Origin of the sequence: Mesorhizobium sp. L-8-3, from assembly GCF_016756615.1 — a bacterium.
In the GTDB taxonomy this organism is placed as follows: domain Bacteria; phylum Pseudomonadota; class Alphaproteobacteria; order Rhizobiales; family Rhizobiaceae.
The window spans coordinates 2,228,562-2,243,427 of the sequence record NZ_AP023262.1 but is presented as its reverse complement, the minus strand read 5'-3'; the positions used below and the strand labels follow the sequence as shown (position 1 = coordinate 2,243,427).

Sequence of the window (14,866 nt, the reverse complement as noted above, 5' to 3'; positions counted from 1 at the left end):
GCCTTCGAAGAGGAGGAAAGGCAATGACCAAGACCAGCAGCATGCTCGCGGCCCTGGCCGTGGGGCTCATGACGTCCACGGCTGCCCTGGCCGGCGACGTGCGCATCATGTGGTACTCGGACGGCGTCGAAGGCGAGGTCCTGAAGGATCTGCTCGACCGCTTCATGAAGGAAAATCCTGATATCAACGTCGTTCTCGACAACGTCTCCTACAGCGTCGTGCGCGAGCAGCTTCCCGTGCAGCTCGAGGCAGGCCACGGCCCCGACATCGCGCGCGTCACCAATCTCAAGGCGCAGAGCCAGCATTGGCTCGATCTTCGCCCGCTCGTCGCCGACCCGGCCTATTGGGACGAGAATTTCGGTGCTCAGGCCGACTGGATGCGGCCCGACGGCTCCAACCAGATATCCGGCTTCATGACGCAGGTCACGATCGCCGGCGGCTTCGCCAACAAGACGCTGTTCGAACAGGCCGGCGTCGCGATCCCGGGCGATGACGCGACATGGGACGACTGGGCGAAAGCGGCCAAACAGGTGGCCGAGAGCCAGCAGGTGCCCTTCCCCATGGCGCTCGACCGCTCGGGTCACCGTCTGAGCGGGCCCAACCTCGCTTATGGTGGCAACTATATCGGTGCGGACGGCAAGCCGGCACCGCTCGACGAAGGAACGAAGAGCTTCCTCACCAAGTTCGTCGGCTGGATCGAGGACGGCACCATGGCCAAGGACGTCTGGGTCTCGGCTGCGGGCTCGACCTATCGCGCCGCCGCCGACGACTTCATCAACGGTCAACTCGTCTACTATTATTCCGGATCGTGGCAGATCCCGAACTTCTCCACCAAGATCGGCACGAATTTCGACTGGGTGGCGACCGGCAGCCCCTGCGGGCCTGCCAACTGCACCGGCATGACCGGCGGCGCCGGGCTCGTCGCGGTCAAATACACCAAGAACCCGGCCGAGGTCGCCAAGGTCATGGACTACCTGGCCCGCGAGGACATCGTGAAGGAGTTTTCCGAACGCACGCTTTTCCTGCCCGCCCATAAGGGCGTGCTGGCGAAGGGCCTCGACTTCAAGACGGACGACGCCCAGGCCAAGGCCGCGCTCAACGAGTTCGTCACGGCGAGCGGTGCGCTTTCCGAAATCGCCCGAAAGCTGCCGGGCTGGCATTGGTCCGATACGTTCTACGGCGCGCTCGTCACCCGTGTGAGCCAGGCCTCGGCCGGCGAGATGCCGATCGACGAGGCGTTCAAGCGCATCGATGCGGATATCGCCGCCAAGGTGAAGGAAGCCGGGCAGTAAGGCTGTCGGCGGGCTCCGACGGCCGGGCCCGAAGCAAATTGCAGCCAGTCGCTCCGTGCCGCACAGTGCGGCCGGAGCGGATGCCATGGTCGAAAAACGATCATCGGTCGGCGCAAAGGCCAAAAAGTCAGGATCGAGGTCCGCCGGCACAGCGAGCGGCCACGCGGCGATCATGCCGCTCTTGTCGGGAGGAGGAAGCCCGAGATGAACAAACAGATGGGTTCCGGTCTCGGCGGGGTCGTCATGGCGCCCGTTCGCGTCGCCATGGGCCTTCTCGACGCCCCGCTGCGCTGGGTCCAGCGCCGCTTCGGCGTCGGCGGCATGGCGGCGTTCTTCCTGCTGCCCAACATGGCCATCTTCGGCATCTTCGTGCTTCTGCCGTTCTTCATCAATTTCGCCTATTCCATGACGGGCGGGACGGCTCTGTTCCTGGCGGACCGCTCCTTCGTCGGCGCCGGCCAGTATGCGCGGCTGTTCGACTGCCGGAACTATCTCGACCCCAACAGCTGCGCCGAGGACACGTTCTGGACGGCGGTAAGCAACACGGCCTGGTTCGTACTCCTCCAGGTAACGCTGATGATCCTGTTCTCGCTGGTGACCGCCCTGATCCTCAATCGTGAGCTGAGGGCGCGCAGCTTCTGGCGGGCCGTGTTCTTCTTCCCCGTCCTGCTCTCGCCTGTTGTCGTCGGCCTGATCTGGAAGTGGATCCTGCAGCGCCAGGGCCTGCTGAACTTCGCGCTCTTTGGCTTCGGCTTCGAGCCCTACACCTGGCTCAACGACCGCAACTGGTCCTTCGCGGCCGCCGTCGGCGTTTCGATCTGGGCGCATATGGGCTTCTACACCCTGATCCTGCTCGCCGGCCTGCAGGCCATTCCCAAGGATCTCTACGAGGCGGCAGAGATGGACGGCACGCGCCCGGCGCGCGCCTTCTGGCGCATCACCTTGCCGCTGCTGATGCCCAATCTGCTGGTCGTCCTCGTGCTCGTGCTCATTCGTGCGGTGCAGATCTTCGACGAGGTCTATGTGCTGACGGGCGGCGGTCCGGGCACGAGCACGCTCTACCTCACCCAATATATCTACGAGACGGGCTTCGCCACGCAGTTGCGCAACCCCGGCCTTGCCGCCGCCGCATCGATCCTGATGGGCGCTGTATTGATCGTGCTCACCTTGTTCCAGCTCGGCCTCAGCCGTTCCAGCGAGAAGAAGGGGAGCCGCAAATGAGCCGGGTCGCTGCATTCGTCTTCCGGCGCAAGGGCCGTGACCGCTGGCACTGGACCGACATCGTCACCTGGCTGTGGCTGGTCGGGGGGCTCTTCCTGATGTTCGGCCCCGCCGTCTGGCTGGTCGGTTCCTCCTTCAAGTCGCCGGCCGCACTGGCCGAATTCCCGCCGACGATCCTGCCCTATGTCACGCAGAAGGCGACCGTCGAGGGTTACGACAAGCCGCTTGATCTCTACGAGGTCACCCTGCCCGACGGCAACAACGCTGTGCTGGCGGAGGTACGCCGTATCGGCGTCGTCGCGCAGATGGTGGATCCGAAGGCTCCCGGAGAGATCGTCAAGGTCAACATCGCCCAGCGCAGCCCGGTGCGGACCATGTCCTTCGCCGCGACGAACTACACCGAACCCTTCACGCATTTCGACTTCGTACGTTATCTCTGGAACTCGGTCTTCGTCACCGTGACCGCCACGCTAATCACCTTGGTCGTCAACTCGATGGCCGCCTTCGCGCTCAGCAAATACGAATTCCGCGGGCGGACCTTCGCGATACTGCTGATCCTGGCGACGCTGATGGTGCCGCTTTCGGTCATCATGGTGCCGCTCTATTCGATCGTCTCGGCGCTCGGGCTCTTCAACAATCTCTGGGGCGTCATCCTGCCGACCGTGGCCACGCCGACCGGCGTCTTCATCCTGCGCCAATATATGCTGACGATACCCGACGAGCTGATCGACGCAGCGCGCATGGACAAGGCGTCGGAGTGGCAGATCTACTGGCGCATCGTCCTGCCGCTGACGGCCCCGGCCCTGGCCGTGCTTGCGATCTTCTCCGTTGTCTGGCGCTGGAACGACTTCCTGTGGCCGCTGATCGTGCTGTCGCGCAAGGAGCTCTATACGCTGCAGGTGGGGCTCAGCATCTATTCGGGCGAGTTGAACGTGCAATGGCATTTCATCCTCGCCATGACCGTCGTGACCATGATCCCCGTCGTCCTGGTCTTCATCTTCCTGCAGCGTTTCATCACCACCGGCATCGCCGGAACCGGCTTGAAGTAAGGAGCGCGCCATGGGCCACATCAAGCTCACCAACGTGACCAAGTCGTTCGGCAGCGTCGACGTACTTCACGACATCAATCTCGAGATCGAGGACGGCGAGTTCGTCGTCTTCGTCGGCCCGTCCGGCTGCGGCAAGTCGACCTTGCTGCGCGTCATCGCCGGGCTCGAAAAACCGACGGGCGGGGAGTTGGCGATCGACGGCAAGGTGGTCAACACCGTGCCTGCAGCCGATCGCGGCCTCGCCATGGTGTTCCAGTCCTATGCGCTCTATCCGCATATGAGCGTGCGCCAGAATCTCGCCTTCGGTCTCGAAAACACCCGGATGCCGAAGCCAGAGATCGCGGAACGCATCGCCGAGGCGGCGCGCATGCTCGAGATCGACCCCTATCTCGACCGCCGGCCCGGGCAGCTTTCGGGCGGCCAGCGCCAGCGCGTCGCCATCGGCCGCGCCATCGTGCGGCGCCCGGTCGCCTTCCTGCTCGACGAGCCGCTCTCCAATCTGGATGCCGAGCTGCGCGGCTCGACCCGCGCCGAGCTCGCGGCACTTCATGCGCGCCTGTCGGCGACCATGATCTATGTGACCCACGACCAGGTGGAAGCCATGACGCTCGCCGACCGGATCGTCGTGCTGCGCGCCGGCCGCATCGAGCAGGTCGGCACGCCGCTGGAACTCTACAATCGCCCGGCAAACCGTTTCGTCGCCGGCTTCATCGGCTCCCCGCACATGAACTTCCTCGAAGGGACGATCGATACGGCGGGTCCGCGAAAGGCGACGGCAACTCTCGCCGGCGGACACAGGGTGAGCCTGCCGGTCAATGGCGCCGCGGTCGAAACGGGGTCGCGCGTCACTTTCGGTGTCAGGCCCCAGCACATTACGCTCGGCGCCGGCGAATACAGCATTCCGGCCAGGATCAGGCTCGTGGAAGCGCTCGGGTCCGAAACAGTCTTGCACACAGATGTCGCCGGCCAGAAAGTGCTGGTGGTCGCGCCGGGCCAACACGATCTGGAGCCGGGCTCCGATGTCGCACTGTCGCTCGACACCGCACCGATACATCTCTTCGACGAGAAAGGGCTACGCCTTGAACACGCTGTTTGACCTCACCGGCAAAACCGCTCTCGTCACCGGTGCCCGCACCGGTCTCGGCCAGGGAATGGCCCTGGCGCTCGCGCGGGCCGGCGCCGACATCGCCGCGCTCGGCTCCTCGCCCATGCCTGAGACGGCGAAGCTGGTCGGCGAGGCGGGCCGCCGGTTTCATGCCCTGACGGTCGACCTGTCGAAACCCTTCGACGCCGCCGCCGTCGTCGAGGAGGTGACTGGGGTTCTTGGCGGCATCGATACCCTCGTCAACAATGCCGGCATCATCCGCCGCGCCGACATTCTCGACTATTCCGAAGAGGATTGGGACGCCGTCATCGACGTCAATCTGAAGGGCGCCTTTCTCCTTTCGCAGGCCGTCGCGCGCCACATGGCAGTCACCGGACGCGCGGGCCGCATCATCAACGTCGCCTCGGTCCTGACCTTCCAGGGCGGCATACGCGTGCCTGCCTATGCCGCCTCGAAGCATGGCATAGCCGGCCTCACCAAGGCGATGGCCAACGAGCTCGCGCCCCGGGGGATAACGGTCAACGCGATTGCGCCGGGCTACATGATCACCGACAATACCGAGGCGCTTCGTAACGATGCCGAGCGCAATGCACAGATCTCGGCGCGCATCCCGATGGGACGCTGGGGAACACCTGACGACCTTGCCACCGCTCTCCTCTTCTTCGCCGCGCCGGCATCCGGTTATGTCACCGGTACCGTCCTGCCGGTCGACGGCGGCTGGCTCGTGCGATAGGCCGTGTCCATTTCGGTCGAACGCCTTCGAAAACTCCTCGGCATCCGGAAAGCCGGCCTGACGCTGGAGACATGCGAACTCGACAATCACGGTACCCATGTCGTCGAGCGGCTGCATTTCCGATCGGGCGACGGCGCGCCCATACGTGGAATCCTGACACGACCGGCCGCTACAAGCCGGCCGTTGCCGGCGATCCTCTATGCTCACGCCCATGGCGACCGATACGATATCGGCGCCCGCGAACTGGTCGACGGGCGGCCGGCGTTGCTCGATCCGCCCGGCCCCGCCTATGCCCGTGAGGGGTTCGTGGCACTGTCGATCGACATGCCTGTTTTCGGCGAGCGTGCAGGGACGAGCGAAAGCGCGGCGAGCAAGGCGGCCCTTTGGCAAGGCCGAACCCTGTTCGGTCAGATGCTGGATGAGCAGTCGGCCGCTTTGACGTGGCTTGCTCAGCGCAGCGACGTCGATCCCAGGCGCATCGGGATGACGGGCATCTCGATGGGCGCCACGCTGACCTATTTCCTTGCCGCGATCGACAAGCGCATCGCCGCGATCGCGCATCTGTGCTGCTACGCCGATTTCGCGACGCTCGTCGAAACGGGCGCTCACGACCGCCACGGGCACTATCTCACCATCCCCGGTTTCCTGAAGGAATCCTCCACCGGCGAGATCGCCGGCATGGTCGCGCCGCGACCGCAGCTGATCTGCGTCGGCACGGAGGATCCGCTGACGCCGCCCGTCGCCGTCCGCCGTGCCTTCGCCGTGACCGCCGCTGCCTATGACAGGCTGGCGGCCGCATCAGCCCTGTCGCTGGTCACGGAGCACGGCATCGGTCACAGCGAGACGCCGTCGATGCGCCGCGCTGTCCTCGATTTCTTCAGGGAAAAGCTCTGAGCCGGCGGCTCATGTCGTCGGTCCTGGTTCTTGACCGTCGCGAAATGCCACGTTCATGAATCTGCTGCTGAAAGCCGTTTACTTCAGTGGGATCGGGACAACGGTTTCGGCGAGGCCGAGCCAAGGCCCCTCATCCGGCTGCCGCCACCTTCTCCCCGCATTGCGGGGAGAAGACCGCTGGCCGCGATGACGGCGCTTGCCCTGCAACGCTGACGATTGGCGAAACCGGTGGCGACATCGGTCTTCTCCCCGCGATGCGGGGAGAAGGTGGCGGCAGCCGGATGAGGGGCACTTGGCGGTGTCGCCACATCTCTTATCCTATTGAAGCAAAACGGTTTTCGGCGCTACTCTCATGACAGGGCCCAGCTCCAGCGTCGCCGAATCCCCTGATTGGCATCACTCCTCGGCCACCGGCTCCAGACCGAGATCCGCCTTGGGGTCCCTTCCCGCCTGCAGCAGAGCCAGTTCCCCGGCATCGACGTCGTAATACTCTCCGTCGATGAGGACGCGCGCCCACATGCGGCCTTGCGAATAGCGTCGGCTGGCCACGTGAATCCTGTGCCTTTCCAGCACCCGTCGGACGGCGGCGCGGGCCTTGACCTGACTTTCGACGGCTTTGCGTCCTTCGTTCATTGTGGAAGTCTAGCACGAGGCGGCGGGGCCGTGAACCGCGGCGGCAAAGGCGTGACGGCCACGACGACAAAAGCACTTGAGCTTCCAGCAGGTGGAACCCCTATCGCTGCCATCGCAAACCGGGAAACGCTTCGATGATCACCTGCGGCGCAGTGTCAGCACCTTGCGTGGACTTGTCCTCTGCTTTGCAGCGTCCGCAAGAGAGCGAAAATCGCAATCACAAATCGGCGCGAGGCCTGAAATATGCCGCTTCGGCAATTGACTCGAACGGCCAAATCAGATCGTTGAACGGCATGGGCAGGATTTTGGCATATTCGACGACGGGAAAGTTGCTGTTCGCAGCGCTGTTCCTTGTGCTGTCGTCGCTCCAGCCCGGCCTGTTCGCTGCCGCCAACGCGACCGGCTTCCATGCCGACGGCGGCATCAGGATGTCGGTAGAACAGCCGCACACCCATGCCGGTGACGTCGACCACGCGGAGCACGGGACTGTCGCGGCAGATCATGACCAGCAGGCGCAGAAGCATCACCATTCCGAAGGCGCCAAGAACAAGAGCTGCGAGACCCACTGCGCGCCGGTGCTCGCCGTTCCTGTCGATTGCCCCGTGCTGGGCGAACCGTCCGCGCGCTGCTTCGCGCCCGCAATGGCGTCGCCCCTTCCGCTCGGCGAGTATGCCGAGTTCATCCAGCCCCCTCGAAGGCTGATCTGACCGAAGCCCGCAAGGGCGGATCGCGCGCGACGTCCGGAATGCCACCGGCATGGCCGAATGCACAGATCAAGATTCAGGTAGGACATGAAAATCGCAAGCCTTGCGATGCTTTTCGCATCGCTGACGGTTGCCGGCTGCGCGGCAACCACCCCTCCGGATGTGCTGCCGGCATACAATCCGGCGGACCCCGCCATGGGTATACGGGACACGCATTATCACCCTGTCGTCGATTATGTCAGGCGCGAGCCTGTCGATCCGCAGGACTGGCGAAGACAGAACGAACAACTCTCCCCCGCCAATCCGGGAGCTGACTCATGAGCCGCCGGTTGCCGACCATCGCTGCCATCGCCGCGATTTCGCTGACCGCGGTCGGATGCACTACCACCGACGCCCTCAACGGGATTTCCGATCCCATGGCCGGCTTTACGACCGTGTCCATGCGCAGCGAAGCCGTTACCGGCAGCAGGCCCGTCTGGATTCAATCGAGCGAGGAGGCCCGAGCCGTGACCGAACAGGTCAAGAGCCTCGTCCGGAAAAAGACGATTGGCCCCGACATCGCGGTCCAGGTCGCTCTGCTCAACAACAAGGGGCTGCAAGCAGCCTATGCCGAGGTCGGCCTGTCGTCCGCCGATGTCTGGCAGGAAACGCTGCTGGTCAATCCGCGCATGTCGATCGGCGCGACCGGCATCGGCGGCTTCACCCGCACGGTCGAGACAGCCATCGTGAGCAACATATTGGCGCTGGCCACCCGGGAGCGCCGCGTGGCGATCGCCGACGCACGCTTCCGGCAAGCGCAGCTTCGTGCAGCAGAGGAAACGCTGCGGCTCGCCGCCGACACACGGCGCGCCTGGATCAAGGCGGTGGCTGCCTGGGAGACCGTTTCCTACCTGAACCGGGCCCAGGCCGCCGCCGATGCGGCGTCCGAGCTCGCCAAGAAACTCGGCGAGACCGGCGCCTTCACCAAGGCGGGACAGGCGCGCGAGCACGTCTTCTATGCCGAGCTCTCGGGACAGACGGCGAAGGCCAGGATGGCGGCGCGGATGGCGAAGGAAGAGCTGACGCGCCTCATGGGCCTGTGGGGTTCCGACATCGACTACCAGGTGCCGAACGCATTGCCGAACTTGCCGAAGGGAGCGAAGGCGAAACGGGCGATCGAGGCCGAAGCGTTGAAGAACCGCGTCGATCTCGACGTCGCGAAGCTCGAGCTCGAAGCGCTCGCCAGGTCCTACGGGCTGACGGAAGCGACGCGCTACGTGACGGATCTCGAGCTGCTTTCGGGCGTCGAAGTCGAGCAGGAGAAGGAGGACGACGGGACGACGAGAACCTCCGCCGCCGGCAATGTCGATCTGGAGTTCGTCATCCCGATCTTCGACACCGGCAAGGCGCGCATGCGCAAGGCCGAGCTTGCCTATATGCAGGCGGCCAATCTGCTCGCGGAAAAGGCCGTGAACATCCGCTCCGAGGCGCGCTCGGCCTATGATGGCTACCGTTCGACCTACGACATCGCCCGGCACTATCGGAACAATGTCGTTCCCTTGCGCACCAAGATCGAGGAGGAATCGCTCCTCACCTACAACGGCATGATCACCAACACCTTCGAGCTTCTTGCCGACACGCGCGCGAAGATCGATTCGATCATGCTTTCCCTCGACGCCAAGCGTGAATTCTGGCTGGCCGACGTCAATCTCGCCACAGCCATCCATGGCGGCGGTGGCGCTTCGTCGGGCGGCGGCGAACCGGTCGCGGCCGCAGCCGACGAAGGCGCCGGCGAGCACTGAACCCCAGAGAGCACTGAACCAAGGAGAAACAAGATGATCACAAGACGTCAGATTCTCGGCGGCGGCGCGCTCCTCGCCGGAACGGTCGCCTGGACGAAGACATCGGCGATGGGCTTGCCGGATGCTCTGACGATGGAGTCGCCGGACATGCAGCCGCCGATCTTCCCGACCAGCGGCCCGGACTACCAGCCGGTCGTCACGCTCAACGGCTGGACACTGCCGCATCGGGTCAACAGCGGGGTCAAGGAGTTCCACCTCGTCGCCGAGCCGGTAGAGCGCGAGCTGGCTCCCGGCACGACCGCCTATCTCTGGGGTTACAACGGCCAGTCGCCGGGCCCGACCATCGAGGCGGTCGAAGGCGACCGGGTGCGCATCTTCGTCACCAACAGGCTGCCGGAGCACACCACCATCCATTGGCACGGCATGATCCTGCCCAACGGCATGGACGGCGTCGGCGGGCTGACCCAGCCGCAGATCCCGCCCGGCAAGACCTTCGTCTACGAGTTCGACCTCGTGAAGAGCGGCACCTTCATGTACCACCCGCATGCCGACGAGATGGTGCAGATGGCGATGGGGATGATGGGCTTCTTCGTCATCCATCCCAAGGACCCGAAATTCATGCGGGTCGACCGCGACTTCGTCTTCCTGCTCAACGCCTACGATATCGAGCCCGGCTCCTACGTCCCGAGAGTCATGGAGATGACCGACTTCAACCTCTGGGCCTGGAACAGCCGGGTCTTTCCGGGCATCAGCCCCCTGGTGGTGTCGAAGAACGATCGCGTGCGCGTGCGCGTCGGCAACCTCACCATGACCAACCATCCGATCCACATGCACGGCTACGACTTCGAGGTGACCTGCACCGACGGCGGCTGGGTGCGACCCGAGGCGCGCTGGCCGGAGGTCACGATCGACATCCCGGTCGGCGCCATGCGCGCCTATGAGTTCGACGCGAAATACGAGGGCGACTGGGCGATCCATTGCCACAAGTCGCACCACACCATGAACGCCATGGGCCACGACGTGCCGACCTTCATCGGCGCCGACAAGACCAAGGTGGCCGAGATGATCCGCAAGGTCCAGCCCGACTACATGCCGATGGGCAATCGCGGCATGGCCGACATGGGCGAGATGGAGATGCCGCTGCCCGACAACACCATCAAGATGATGGACGGCTGGGGCCAGTTCGGCGCGATCGAGATGGGCTCGATGTTCTCGGTGGTGAAGGTCCGCGAGGGCCTGTCCTCCTCCGACTATGCCGACCCCGGATGGTACAAGCATCCGGAAGGAACTGTCGCCTGGGAATGGACGGGCGACGTACCCGCTCCCGTGAAGTCAGGCGACGCGAAGACGGTGGCCCCCAAACATGGTGGCCACGGCTGAAAATAACGTCAGAAGCACTTTCAGATATCAACCGAGGAGAAATGGAATGAAGACGACGATTGCCCTGGCCGCGCTGGCCATACTTTTCCCCGCTGCGGCCTTCGCCACTGGCAACCACAGCGGCGGCCATGGCGAGATGATGGCCATCGGCAAGCCCGGCGAAAAGGGCGAGGCCAAGCGCACTGTGAAGATCACCATGGCCGAGAAGGACGACGGCAGCATGGTGTTCGAACCGGCAGTGCTGAAGGTCAAGGCCGGCGAGACGGTCCGCCTGAAGTTCACCAACAAGGGTGAGACCGACCACGAGTTCGTCATGGACACCAACGAGGCGGTGATGGAGCACAAGGTCCAGATGGAGAAGTTCCCGGAGATGGAGCATGCCGACGCCAACTCGCTGCGGCTGGCGCCGGGTAAGTCCGGCGAGATCATCTGGACCTTCGCCAACACCGGCGACTTCACCTTCGCCTGCCTGATCCCCGGCCATTTCGAGGCCGGGATGAAGGGCGGCATCACCGTCGCCCCGTGATCGGAGTCGACGACTCGGTACGAGTGCCGCCTGTCGTCGACGAGATTGGCGAAAGCCGAACCGACAAGGCTCACTCTCCCCGCCCGCGGGGAGAGATCTCAGGCAGGACAGTGGGGGGCAGGCTCCCGCGCAGACAACCTTCAACTCAACCACAGGAGATCGACATGAAATCCATCTTCAGGCTCTCAGCCGCGGCCTTGATCGCGCTCGCCACCACCGCCGCCTTCGCGGCCGAATACACGAAAGGCGTGGTGACCAAGATCGATACGAAGCAGAACAAGCTCACCATCAAGCATGAGGAACTGAAGGACCTCGGCATGTCGGCCATGACCATGGTGTTCGTCGCCGGCGACCCGGAGATGATCGGCAAGGTCAAGGAAGGCCAGGCGATCGAATTCGTCGCCGACCGCGTGAACGGCCGCCTCACCGTCACCGAAATCAAGTAGCAGGAAAGTACCGGCCGGGCCGGCACTCCCGCCGGTCCGGCAAGCATAGGAGAGACGACCATGCGCAGACTGGGCCTGATGATCGCTTTTCAGCTCGCCGTGGCGGGCGGCGCGATCGCCGGTGAACTGGTGACCGTCTACAAGAGCCCGTTTTGCGGCTGCTGCGAGAGCTGGTCGGAAGCGCTGCAGGGAGCCGGCTACACGGTCGAGCGGCACGACATGGAAGATCTGTCTGATATCAAGAAGACGGCAGGCGTGCCCGCCGATCTCGAAGCCTGCCATACGGCCAGGATCGGCGACTACTTCGTCGAGGGTCATGTTCCGCTCAAGGCAATCGCCAAACTGATGAGCGAACGCCCCGACATCGCCGGCATCGCCGTCCCGGGCATGCCGCAAGGTTCGCTCGGCATGGGTGGCGACCCGGCAGCGCGCTACGAGGTCTACGCGGTCTCCAAAATCCCTGGCGAGAAGCCGCAGCTCTTTTATCGCGTCGGCGGCTGAAGTGGTATAGGCGACCGCGGCCGTCAAGCCGGCAACGTTACGCTCCCACCGCATCGAGCCGTGCTTTGAGCGCGGCGACTTCCTCTTCCAGGATACGCATGCGCTCTTCCAGTTCGGCGACAGCCGAGATGGCCGGCGCGGCCGCCCGTGGTGCCGGCACCGGCAGCGATGAGACGTCGACATCGCCGCAGAGCAGGTGCGCGAAGCGATCCTCGCGTTGGCCCGGTGTGCGGCCGATTTCCTTGACCAGCGGCGGATGCTTGCCGATGAGCATATCGAGTTCTTCACGCACGGCGTCGGCGGAACCAAAATTCGCCATACGGTCGGTGCGCGTCTGAAGCTCGTTCAGCGTCTGCGGCCCGCGCAAGAGAAGCATCCCCACCAGCGCCGATTGCGGCTTGGTCAGGCTGAAATGCCGGCTGGCGAGTTGTTCGTAGCGTTCAACGCGAGAAGCCATCTGGCGCCGCGCCAGCCCCTTTTCCTCGAGCGATTTGAGCGTGCGGTGTATGTCCGCCGGTTCCAGCGCCATGACTGGTTCGCGCGACGTTTTCTGGTTGGCTGCCGCCTGAAGCGCGTTGAGCGTCAGCGGGTAGACATCCGGCGTCAGCAACTGCTTCTCGATAAGGCAACCGAGAATGCGGGCTTCGATGGCGTTGAGGTAGGGTAGCTCTTGGGGCATGGTTTTCTTGCTTGCTGTGTTCCGGCCGCCCGAGGCTGCAGCGCAGCGGGTCGATCCGTCAGACATACAGGGCCTGCCGCTCCTCTTTCAAGACGACCGACCGAACCGGGACGACGAGTTGTTCCTTCTCCGCTTCGACCTGCTCGCCGGTCAGAAAGGCGGCAATCCTTTCGAGAAGCATGCAAACTCTCTCCTTGCATCTTTGGTCAGCGCACCGCCATCGGGCCATTCCGGAATTGCGCTACGCGGGGAACTTGCGACGTCCGATTCATAAAGGCTTCGGCAAGCTGCCTGCGAGGCACTTCGACTTTGTTGCGCGAGCAAGAAGCGGAAATGCGCTGAAAAATGCCTTCCCCATCGTCATCTTCCAGCCCTTGCCGCGCGGTCGGCCCAGCGATAGCAAGACGTCCATGCGAAAGAAGATCCTCTTCGACACCGACCCGGGCGTTGATGACGCCGCAGCCTTGCTGTTCCTGCAGAAGCATCCCGACATCGAACTGGTGGGTATCACCACCGTGTTCGGCAACAGCGATATCGACCGCGTCACGCGCAACGCCCTCTATCTGAAGGAGCGTTTCGGCGTGACGGCGCCCGTGGCCAGGGGTGCTGCGGCGCCACTCGTGCGCCAGCCTGGACCCGCGCCCGTGATGGTGCATGGCGAGAACGGGCTCGGCGACGTCTCCGTGCCGGACATGGAAGCGATCGCGACCGACCCGCGGCCGGCCTGGCAGTTCATCATCGACATGTTACGGCAGAATCCCGGCGAGATCACCATCGTCGCGGTCGGCCGGATGACCAATCTGGCGCTGGCGCTCGCGGAAGCGCCAGATATCGTCGATCTCGTCCGCGAAGTGGTCATCATGGGCGGCGCCTTCGCCGTGTCGGGCCACAACGGCAACGTCACCCCTGTCGCCGAGGCCAACATCATCGGCGACCCGCATGCCGCGGACATCGTGTTCAACGCCCGCTGGCCGGTCGTGGCGGTGGGGCTCGATGTCACCCGCCAAGTGCTCGTTACGACGCAGGATCTGGAACTGCTCGCGCGCGAGGGCGGCGAGACGGGGCGCCTGCTCGCCGACATATCGGAGGGCTACATGCGCTTCTACGACCGCTTCGGCGCCGGCGGCTTCTATCTGCACGACGCGTCCGCGGCGGCGCTCGCCATCGACCGGTCGCTTTTCGGCATGCGCGCCGGCCCTGTTCGAGTGGTCACGGACGGCATCGCGGCGGGCCAGACCATCCAGCGCGACAACAGCCTGCCCTACCCGCCGAACGCATGGGACGGCGCGCCCGACCAGGAGGTCTGCGTGGCGATCGATGCGGCCAGGGTGAAGGCGCTCGTCATGGATACGCTGCTCGGTTGAGCGGCCGGCTGCCTGGAAAGGCCAGGCCCGGCCGGTATCAGGCCTTGCCCGCCTCGACGAGCAGCGTTTCGGCGCGGGCCCGCATGCTTTCGGTGAAGGGCCTTGCCTTCCTCAGGGAGAGGTCGAAGAACACGGTCTTGGCGGCCATGACGGCACAGAGCGACTTTCCGTTCATCCTGCGCATCTCGAGGCGGATCTCGATCGAGCTCGAACCGATGCGCTTCACCCCGCCCGATATTTCGACGATCGTGCCCGCGGACAGCTCGTCCTTGTAGTCGATCTCCTGGTGCACGTCGGCCCAGCCGAGGCCGGCCCATTCCGGGTCGTTCGGGCTCCAGCCCGTCGCCTCCGACAGGAGCACGTAGCTCGCATCGTCGAACATCGCCATGTAGTGGCGCGTCGTCAGGTGCCCCATCATGTCGCACAGCCAGGGATGCACGATCGATCTCGACAACAGGATCATGTCTTCCTCCGAGGATCCGGCAGGCGCGGCCCGCCATCGCCGCGAATGATCGCCATCAGCACGAACACTACGATCGAGGCAAGCACGATCTCGCG

At 64.4% G+C, this 14,866-nt stretch carries 18 protein-coding genes; 14 read left to right on the top strand and 4 right to left on the bottom strand.

From position 1 onward, the window contains the following. Nucleotides 1-23 precede the first annotated feature (23 nt). From JN302_RS10655 to JN302_RS10630, 6 genes are all read left to right on the top strand, one after another. On the top strand, nucleotides 24-1,292 hold the full coding sequence (locus JN302_RS10655) for an ABC transporter substrate-binding protein (RefSeq protein ID WP_202332833.1): 1,269 nt from the start codon (nucleotides 24-26) through the stop codon (nucleotides 1,290-1,292). Between the two features lie 204 nt (nucleotides 1,293-1,496). Further along, on the top strand, nucleotides 1,497-2,513 hold the full coding sequence (locus JN302_RS10650) for a carbohydrate ABC transporter permease (protein ID WP_244743185.1): 1,017 nt from the start codon (nucleotides 1,497-1,499) through the stop codon (nucleotides 2,511-2,513). Further along, nucleotides 2,510-3,562, top strand: a complete 1,053-nt coding sequence (locus JN302_RS10645; protein ID WP_202311983.1) for a carbohydrate ABC transporter permease — start codon at nucleotides 2,510-2,512, stop codon at nucleotides 3,560-3,562. The genes JN302_RS10650 and JN302_RS10645 overlap by 4 nt, the downstream gene beginning before the upstream one ends. Before the next feature lie 10 nt (nucleotides 3,563-3,572). Next, on the top strand, nucleotides 3,573-4,658 hold the full coding sequence (locus JN302_RS10640; RefSeq protein WP_202332832.1) for an ABC transporter ATP-binding protein: 1,086 nt from the start codon (nucleotides 3,573-3,575) through the stop codon (nucleotides 4,656-4,658). Beyond that, nucleotides 4,642-5,400 carry a 2-dehydro-3-deoxy-D-gluconate 5-dehydrogenase KduD gene (gene kduD, locus JN302_RS10635; RefSeq protein WP_202311981.1) on the top strand — a complete coding sequence of 253 codons (759 nt, stop codon included), beginning with the start codon at nucleotides 4,642-4,644 and terminating at the stop codon, nucleotides 5,398-5,400. Before JN302_RS10640 ends, kduD begins: the two co-directional genes overlap by 17 nt. 3 nt (nucleotides 5,401-5,403) lie before the next feature. Then, nucleotides 5,404-6,294: an alpha/beta hydrolase family protein gene (locus JN302_RS10630; protein ID WP_202311979.1), complete on the top strand. Its 891-nt coding sequence runs from the start codon at nucleotides 5,404-5,406 to the stop codon at nucleotides 6,292-6,294. Between the two features lie 396 nt (nucleotides 6,295-6,690). Here the strand turns inward: JN302_RS10630 and JN302_RS10625 are convergent, their stop codons facing one another. Further along, nucleotides 6,691-6,927: a hypothetical protein gene (locus JN302_RS10625; protein ID WP_202332831.1), complete on the bottom strand. Its 237-nt coding sequence runs from the start codon at nucleotides 6,925-6,927 to the stop codon at nucleotides 6,691-6,693. A 134-nt stretch (nucleotides 6,928-7,061) separates the two neighbouring features. Between JN302_RS10625 and JN302_RS10620 the strand changes: the two genes are divergently transcribed. The 7 genes from JN302_RS10620 to JN302_RS10590 all read left to right on the top strand — a co-directional run bounded on the left by JN302_RS10620 (nucleotide 7,062) and on the right by JN302_RS10590 (nucleotide 12,265). Continuing rightward, a complete protein-coding gene (locus JN302_RS10620) occupies nucleotides 7,062-7,634 on the top strand; it encodes a hypothetical protein (protein ID WP_202332830.1) in 573 nt (190 codons plus the stop codon). Nucleotides 7,635-7,718: 84 nt separating this feature from the next. Then, nucleotides 7,719-7,952, top strand: a complete 234-nt coding sequence (locus JN302_RS10615; RefSeq protein ID WP_202311975.1) for a hypothetical protein — start codon at nucleotides 7,719-7,721, stop codon at nucleotides 7,950-7,952. Beyond that, the gene (locus JN302_RS10610; RefSeq protein WP_202332829.1) at nucleotides 7,949-9,412 is read left to right on the top strand and encodes a TolC family protein; all 1,464 of its coding nucleotides are present in this window, start codon (nucleotides 7,949-7,951) and stop codon (nucleotides 9,410-9,412) included. The genes JN302_RS10615 and JN302_RS10610 overlap by 4 nt, the downstream gene beginning before the upstream one ends. A 33-nt stretch (nucleotides 9,413-9,445) precedes the next feature. Further along, the gene (locus tag JN302_RS10605) at nucleotides 9,446-10,792 is read left to right on the top strand and encodes a multicopper oxidase family protein (RefSeq protein WP_202332828.1); all 1,347 of its coding nucleotides are present in this window, start codon (nucleotides 9,446-9,448) and stop codon (nucleotides 10,790-10,792) included. A 46-nt stretch (nucleotides 10,793-10,838) separates the two neighbouring features. After that, on the top strand, nucleotides 10,839-11,318 hold the full coding sequence (locus JN302_RS10600) for a cupredoxin domain-containing protein (RefSeq protein ID WP_202332827.1): 480 nt from the start codon (nucleotides 10,839-10,841) through the stop codon (nucleotides 11,316-11,318). Between the two features lie 164 nt (nucleotides 11,319-11,482). Then, nucleotides 11,483-11,764 (top strand): copper-binding protein, encoded by a 282-nt coding sequence (locus JN302_RS10595; RefSeq protein WP_202311971.1) that lies wholly within the window; start codon nucleotides 11,483-11,485, stop codon nucleotides 11,762-11,764. Nucleotides 11,765-11,824: 60 nt separating this feature from the next. Next, entirely contained in the window at nucleotides 11,825-12,265 is a 441-nt protein-coding gene (locus JN302_RS10590) for a DUF411 domain-containing protein (RefSeq protein ID WP_202332826.1), read from the top strand. Nucleotides 12,266-12,302: 37 nt separating this feature from the next. Here the strand turns inward: JN302_RS10590 and JN302_RS10585 are convergent, their stop codons facing one another. Both JN302_RS10585 and JN302_RS39610 read right to left on the bottom strand, forming a co-directional pair. Continuing rightward, nucleotides 12,303-12,944 (bottom strand): YceH family protein, encoded by a 642-nt coding sequence (locus JN302_RS10585; RefSeq protein ID WP_202334251.1) that lies wholly within the window; start codon nucleotides 12,942-12,944, stop codon nucleotides 12,303-12,305. Nucleotides 12,945-13,002: 58 nt separating this feature from the next. Then, on the bottom strand, nucleotides 13,003-13,125 hold the full coding sequence (locus JN302_RS39610; protein ID WP_274609261.1) for a hypothetical protein: 123 nt from the start codon (nucleotides 13,123-13,125) through the stop codon (nucleotides 13,003-13,005). Between the two features lie 229 nt (nucleotides 13,126-13,354). Here JN302_RS39610 and JN302_RS10580 point away from each other — a divergent pair, with 229 nt between their 5' ends. Next, the gene (locus JN302_RS10580) at nucleotides 13,355-14,308 is read left to right on the top strand and encodes a nucleoside hydrolase (RefSeq protein ID WP_202332825.1); all 954 of its coding nucleotides are present in this window, start codon (nucleotides 13,355-13,357) and stop codon (nucleotides 14,306-14,308) included. A 37-nt stretch (nucleotides 14,309-14,345) separates the two neighbouring features. Here the strand turns inward: JN302_RS10580 and JN302_RS10575 are convergent, their stop codons facing one another. Further along, nucleotides 14,346-14,771, bottom strand: coding sequence for an acyl-CoA thioesterase (locus tag JN302_RS10575; RefSeq protein ID WP_202332824.1), 426 nt, complete (start codon nucleotides 14,769-14,771; stop codon nucleotides 14,346-14,348). Nucleotides 14,772-14,866: the final 95 nt, after the last annotated feature.

What these genes read in the sequence shown, in the direction of transcription:
- JN302_RS10640 (WP_202332832.1), top strand. Translation starts at nt 3,573, where the DNA reads ATGGGCCACATCAAGCTCACCAACGTGACCAAGTCGTTCGGCAGCGTC.
- JN302_RS10610 (WP_202332829.1), top strand. Translation starts at nt 7,949, where the DNA reads ATGAGCCGCCGGTTGCCGACCATCGCTGCCATCGCCGCGATTTCGCTG.
- JN302_RS10650 (WP_244743185.1), top strand. Translation starts at nt 1,497, where the DNA reads ATGAACAAACAGATGGGTTCCGGTCTCGGCGGGGTCGTCATGGCGCCC.
- JN302_RS10585 (WP_202334251.1), bottom strand. Translation starts at nt 12,944, where the DNA reads ATGCCCCAAGAGCTACCCTACCTCAACGCCATCGAAGCCCGCATTCTC.
- JN302_RS10655 (WP_202332833.1), top strand. Translation starts at nt 24, where the DNA reads ATGACCAAGACCAGCAGCATGCTCGCGGCCCTGGCCGTGGGGCTCATG.
- JN302_RS10580 (WP_202332825.1), top strand. Translation starts at nt 13,355, where the DNA reads ATGCGAAAGAAGATCCTCTTCGACACCGACCCGGGCGTTGATGACGCC.
- JN302_RS39610 (WP_274609261.1), bottom strand. Translation starts at nt 13,125, where the DNA reads ATGCTTCTCGAAAGGATTGCCGCCTTTCTGACCGGCGAGCAGGTCGAA.
- JN302_RS10595 (WP_202311971.1), top strand. Translation starts at nt 11,483, where the DNA reads ATGAAATCCATCTTCAGGCTCTCAGCCGCGGCCTTGATCGCGCTCGCC.
- JN302_RS10615 (WP_202311975.1), top strand. Translation starts at nt 7,719, where the DNA reads ATGAAAATCGCAAGCCTTGCGATGCTTTTCGCATCGCTGACGGTTGCC.
- JN302_RS10575 (WP_202332824.1), bottom strand. Translation starts at nt 14,771, where the DNA reads ATGATCCTGTTGTCGAGATCGATCGTGCATCCCTGGCTGTGCGACATG.
- JN302_RS10605 (WP_202332828.1), top strand. Translation starts at nt 9,446, where the DNA reads ATGATCACAAGACGTCAGATTCTCGGCGGCGGCGCGCTCCTCGCCGGA.
- JN302_RS10645 (WP_202311983.1), top strand. Translation starts at nt 2,510, where the DNA reads ATGAGCCGGGTCGCTGCATTCGTCTTCCGGCGCAAGGGCCGTGACCGC.
- JN302_RS10620 (WP_202332830.1), top strand. Translation starts at nt 7,062, where the DNA reads ATGATCACCTGCGGCGCAGTGTCAGCACCTTGCGTGGACTTGTCCTCT.
- JN302_RS10600 (WP_202332827.1), top strand. Translation starts at nt 10,839, where the DNA reads ATGAAGACGACGATTGCCCTGGCCGCGCTGGCCATACTTTTCCCCGCT.
- JN302_RS10590 (WP_202332826.1), top strand. Translation starts at nt 11,825, where the DNA reads ATGCGCAGACTGGGCCTGATGATCGCTTTTCAGCTCGCCGTGGCGGGC.
- JN302_RS10625 (WP_202332831.1), bottom strand. Translation starts at nt 6,927, where the DNA reads ATGAACGAAGGACGCAAAGCCGTCGAAAGTCAGGTCAAGGCCCGCGCC.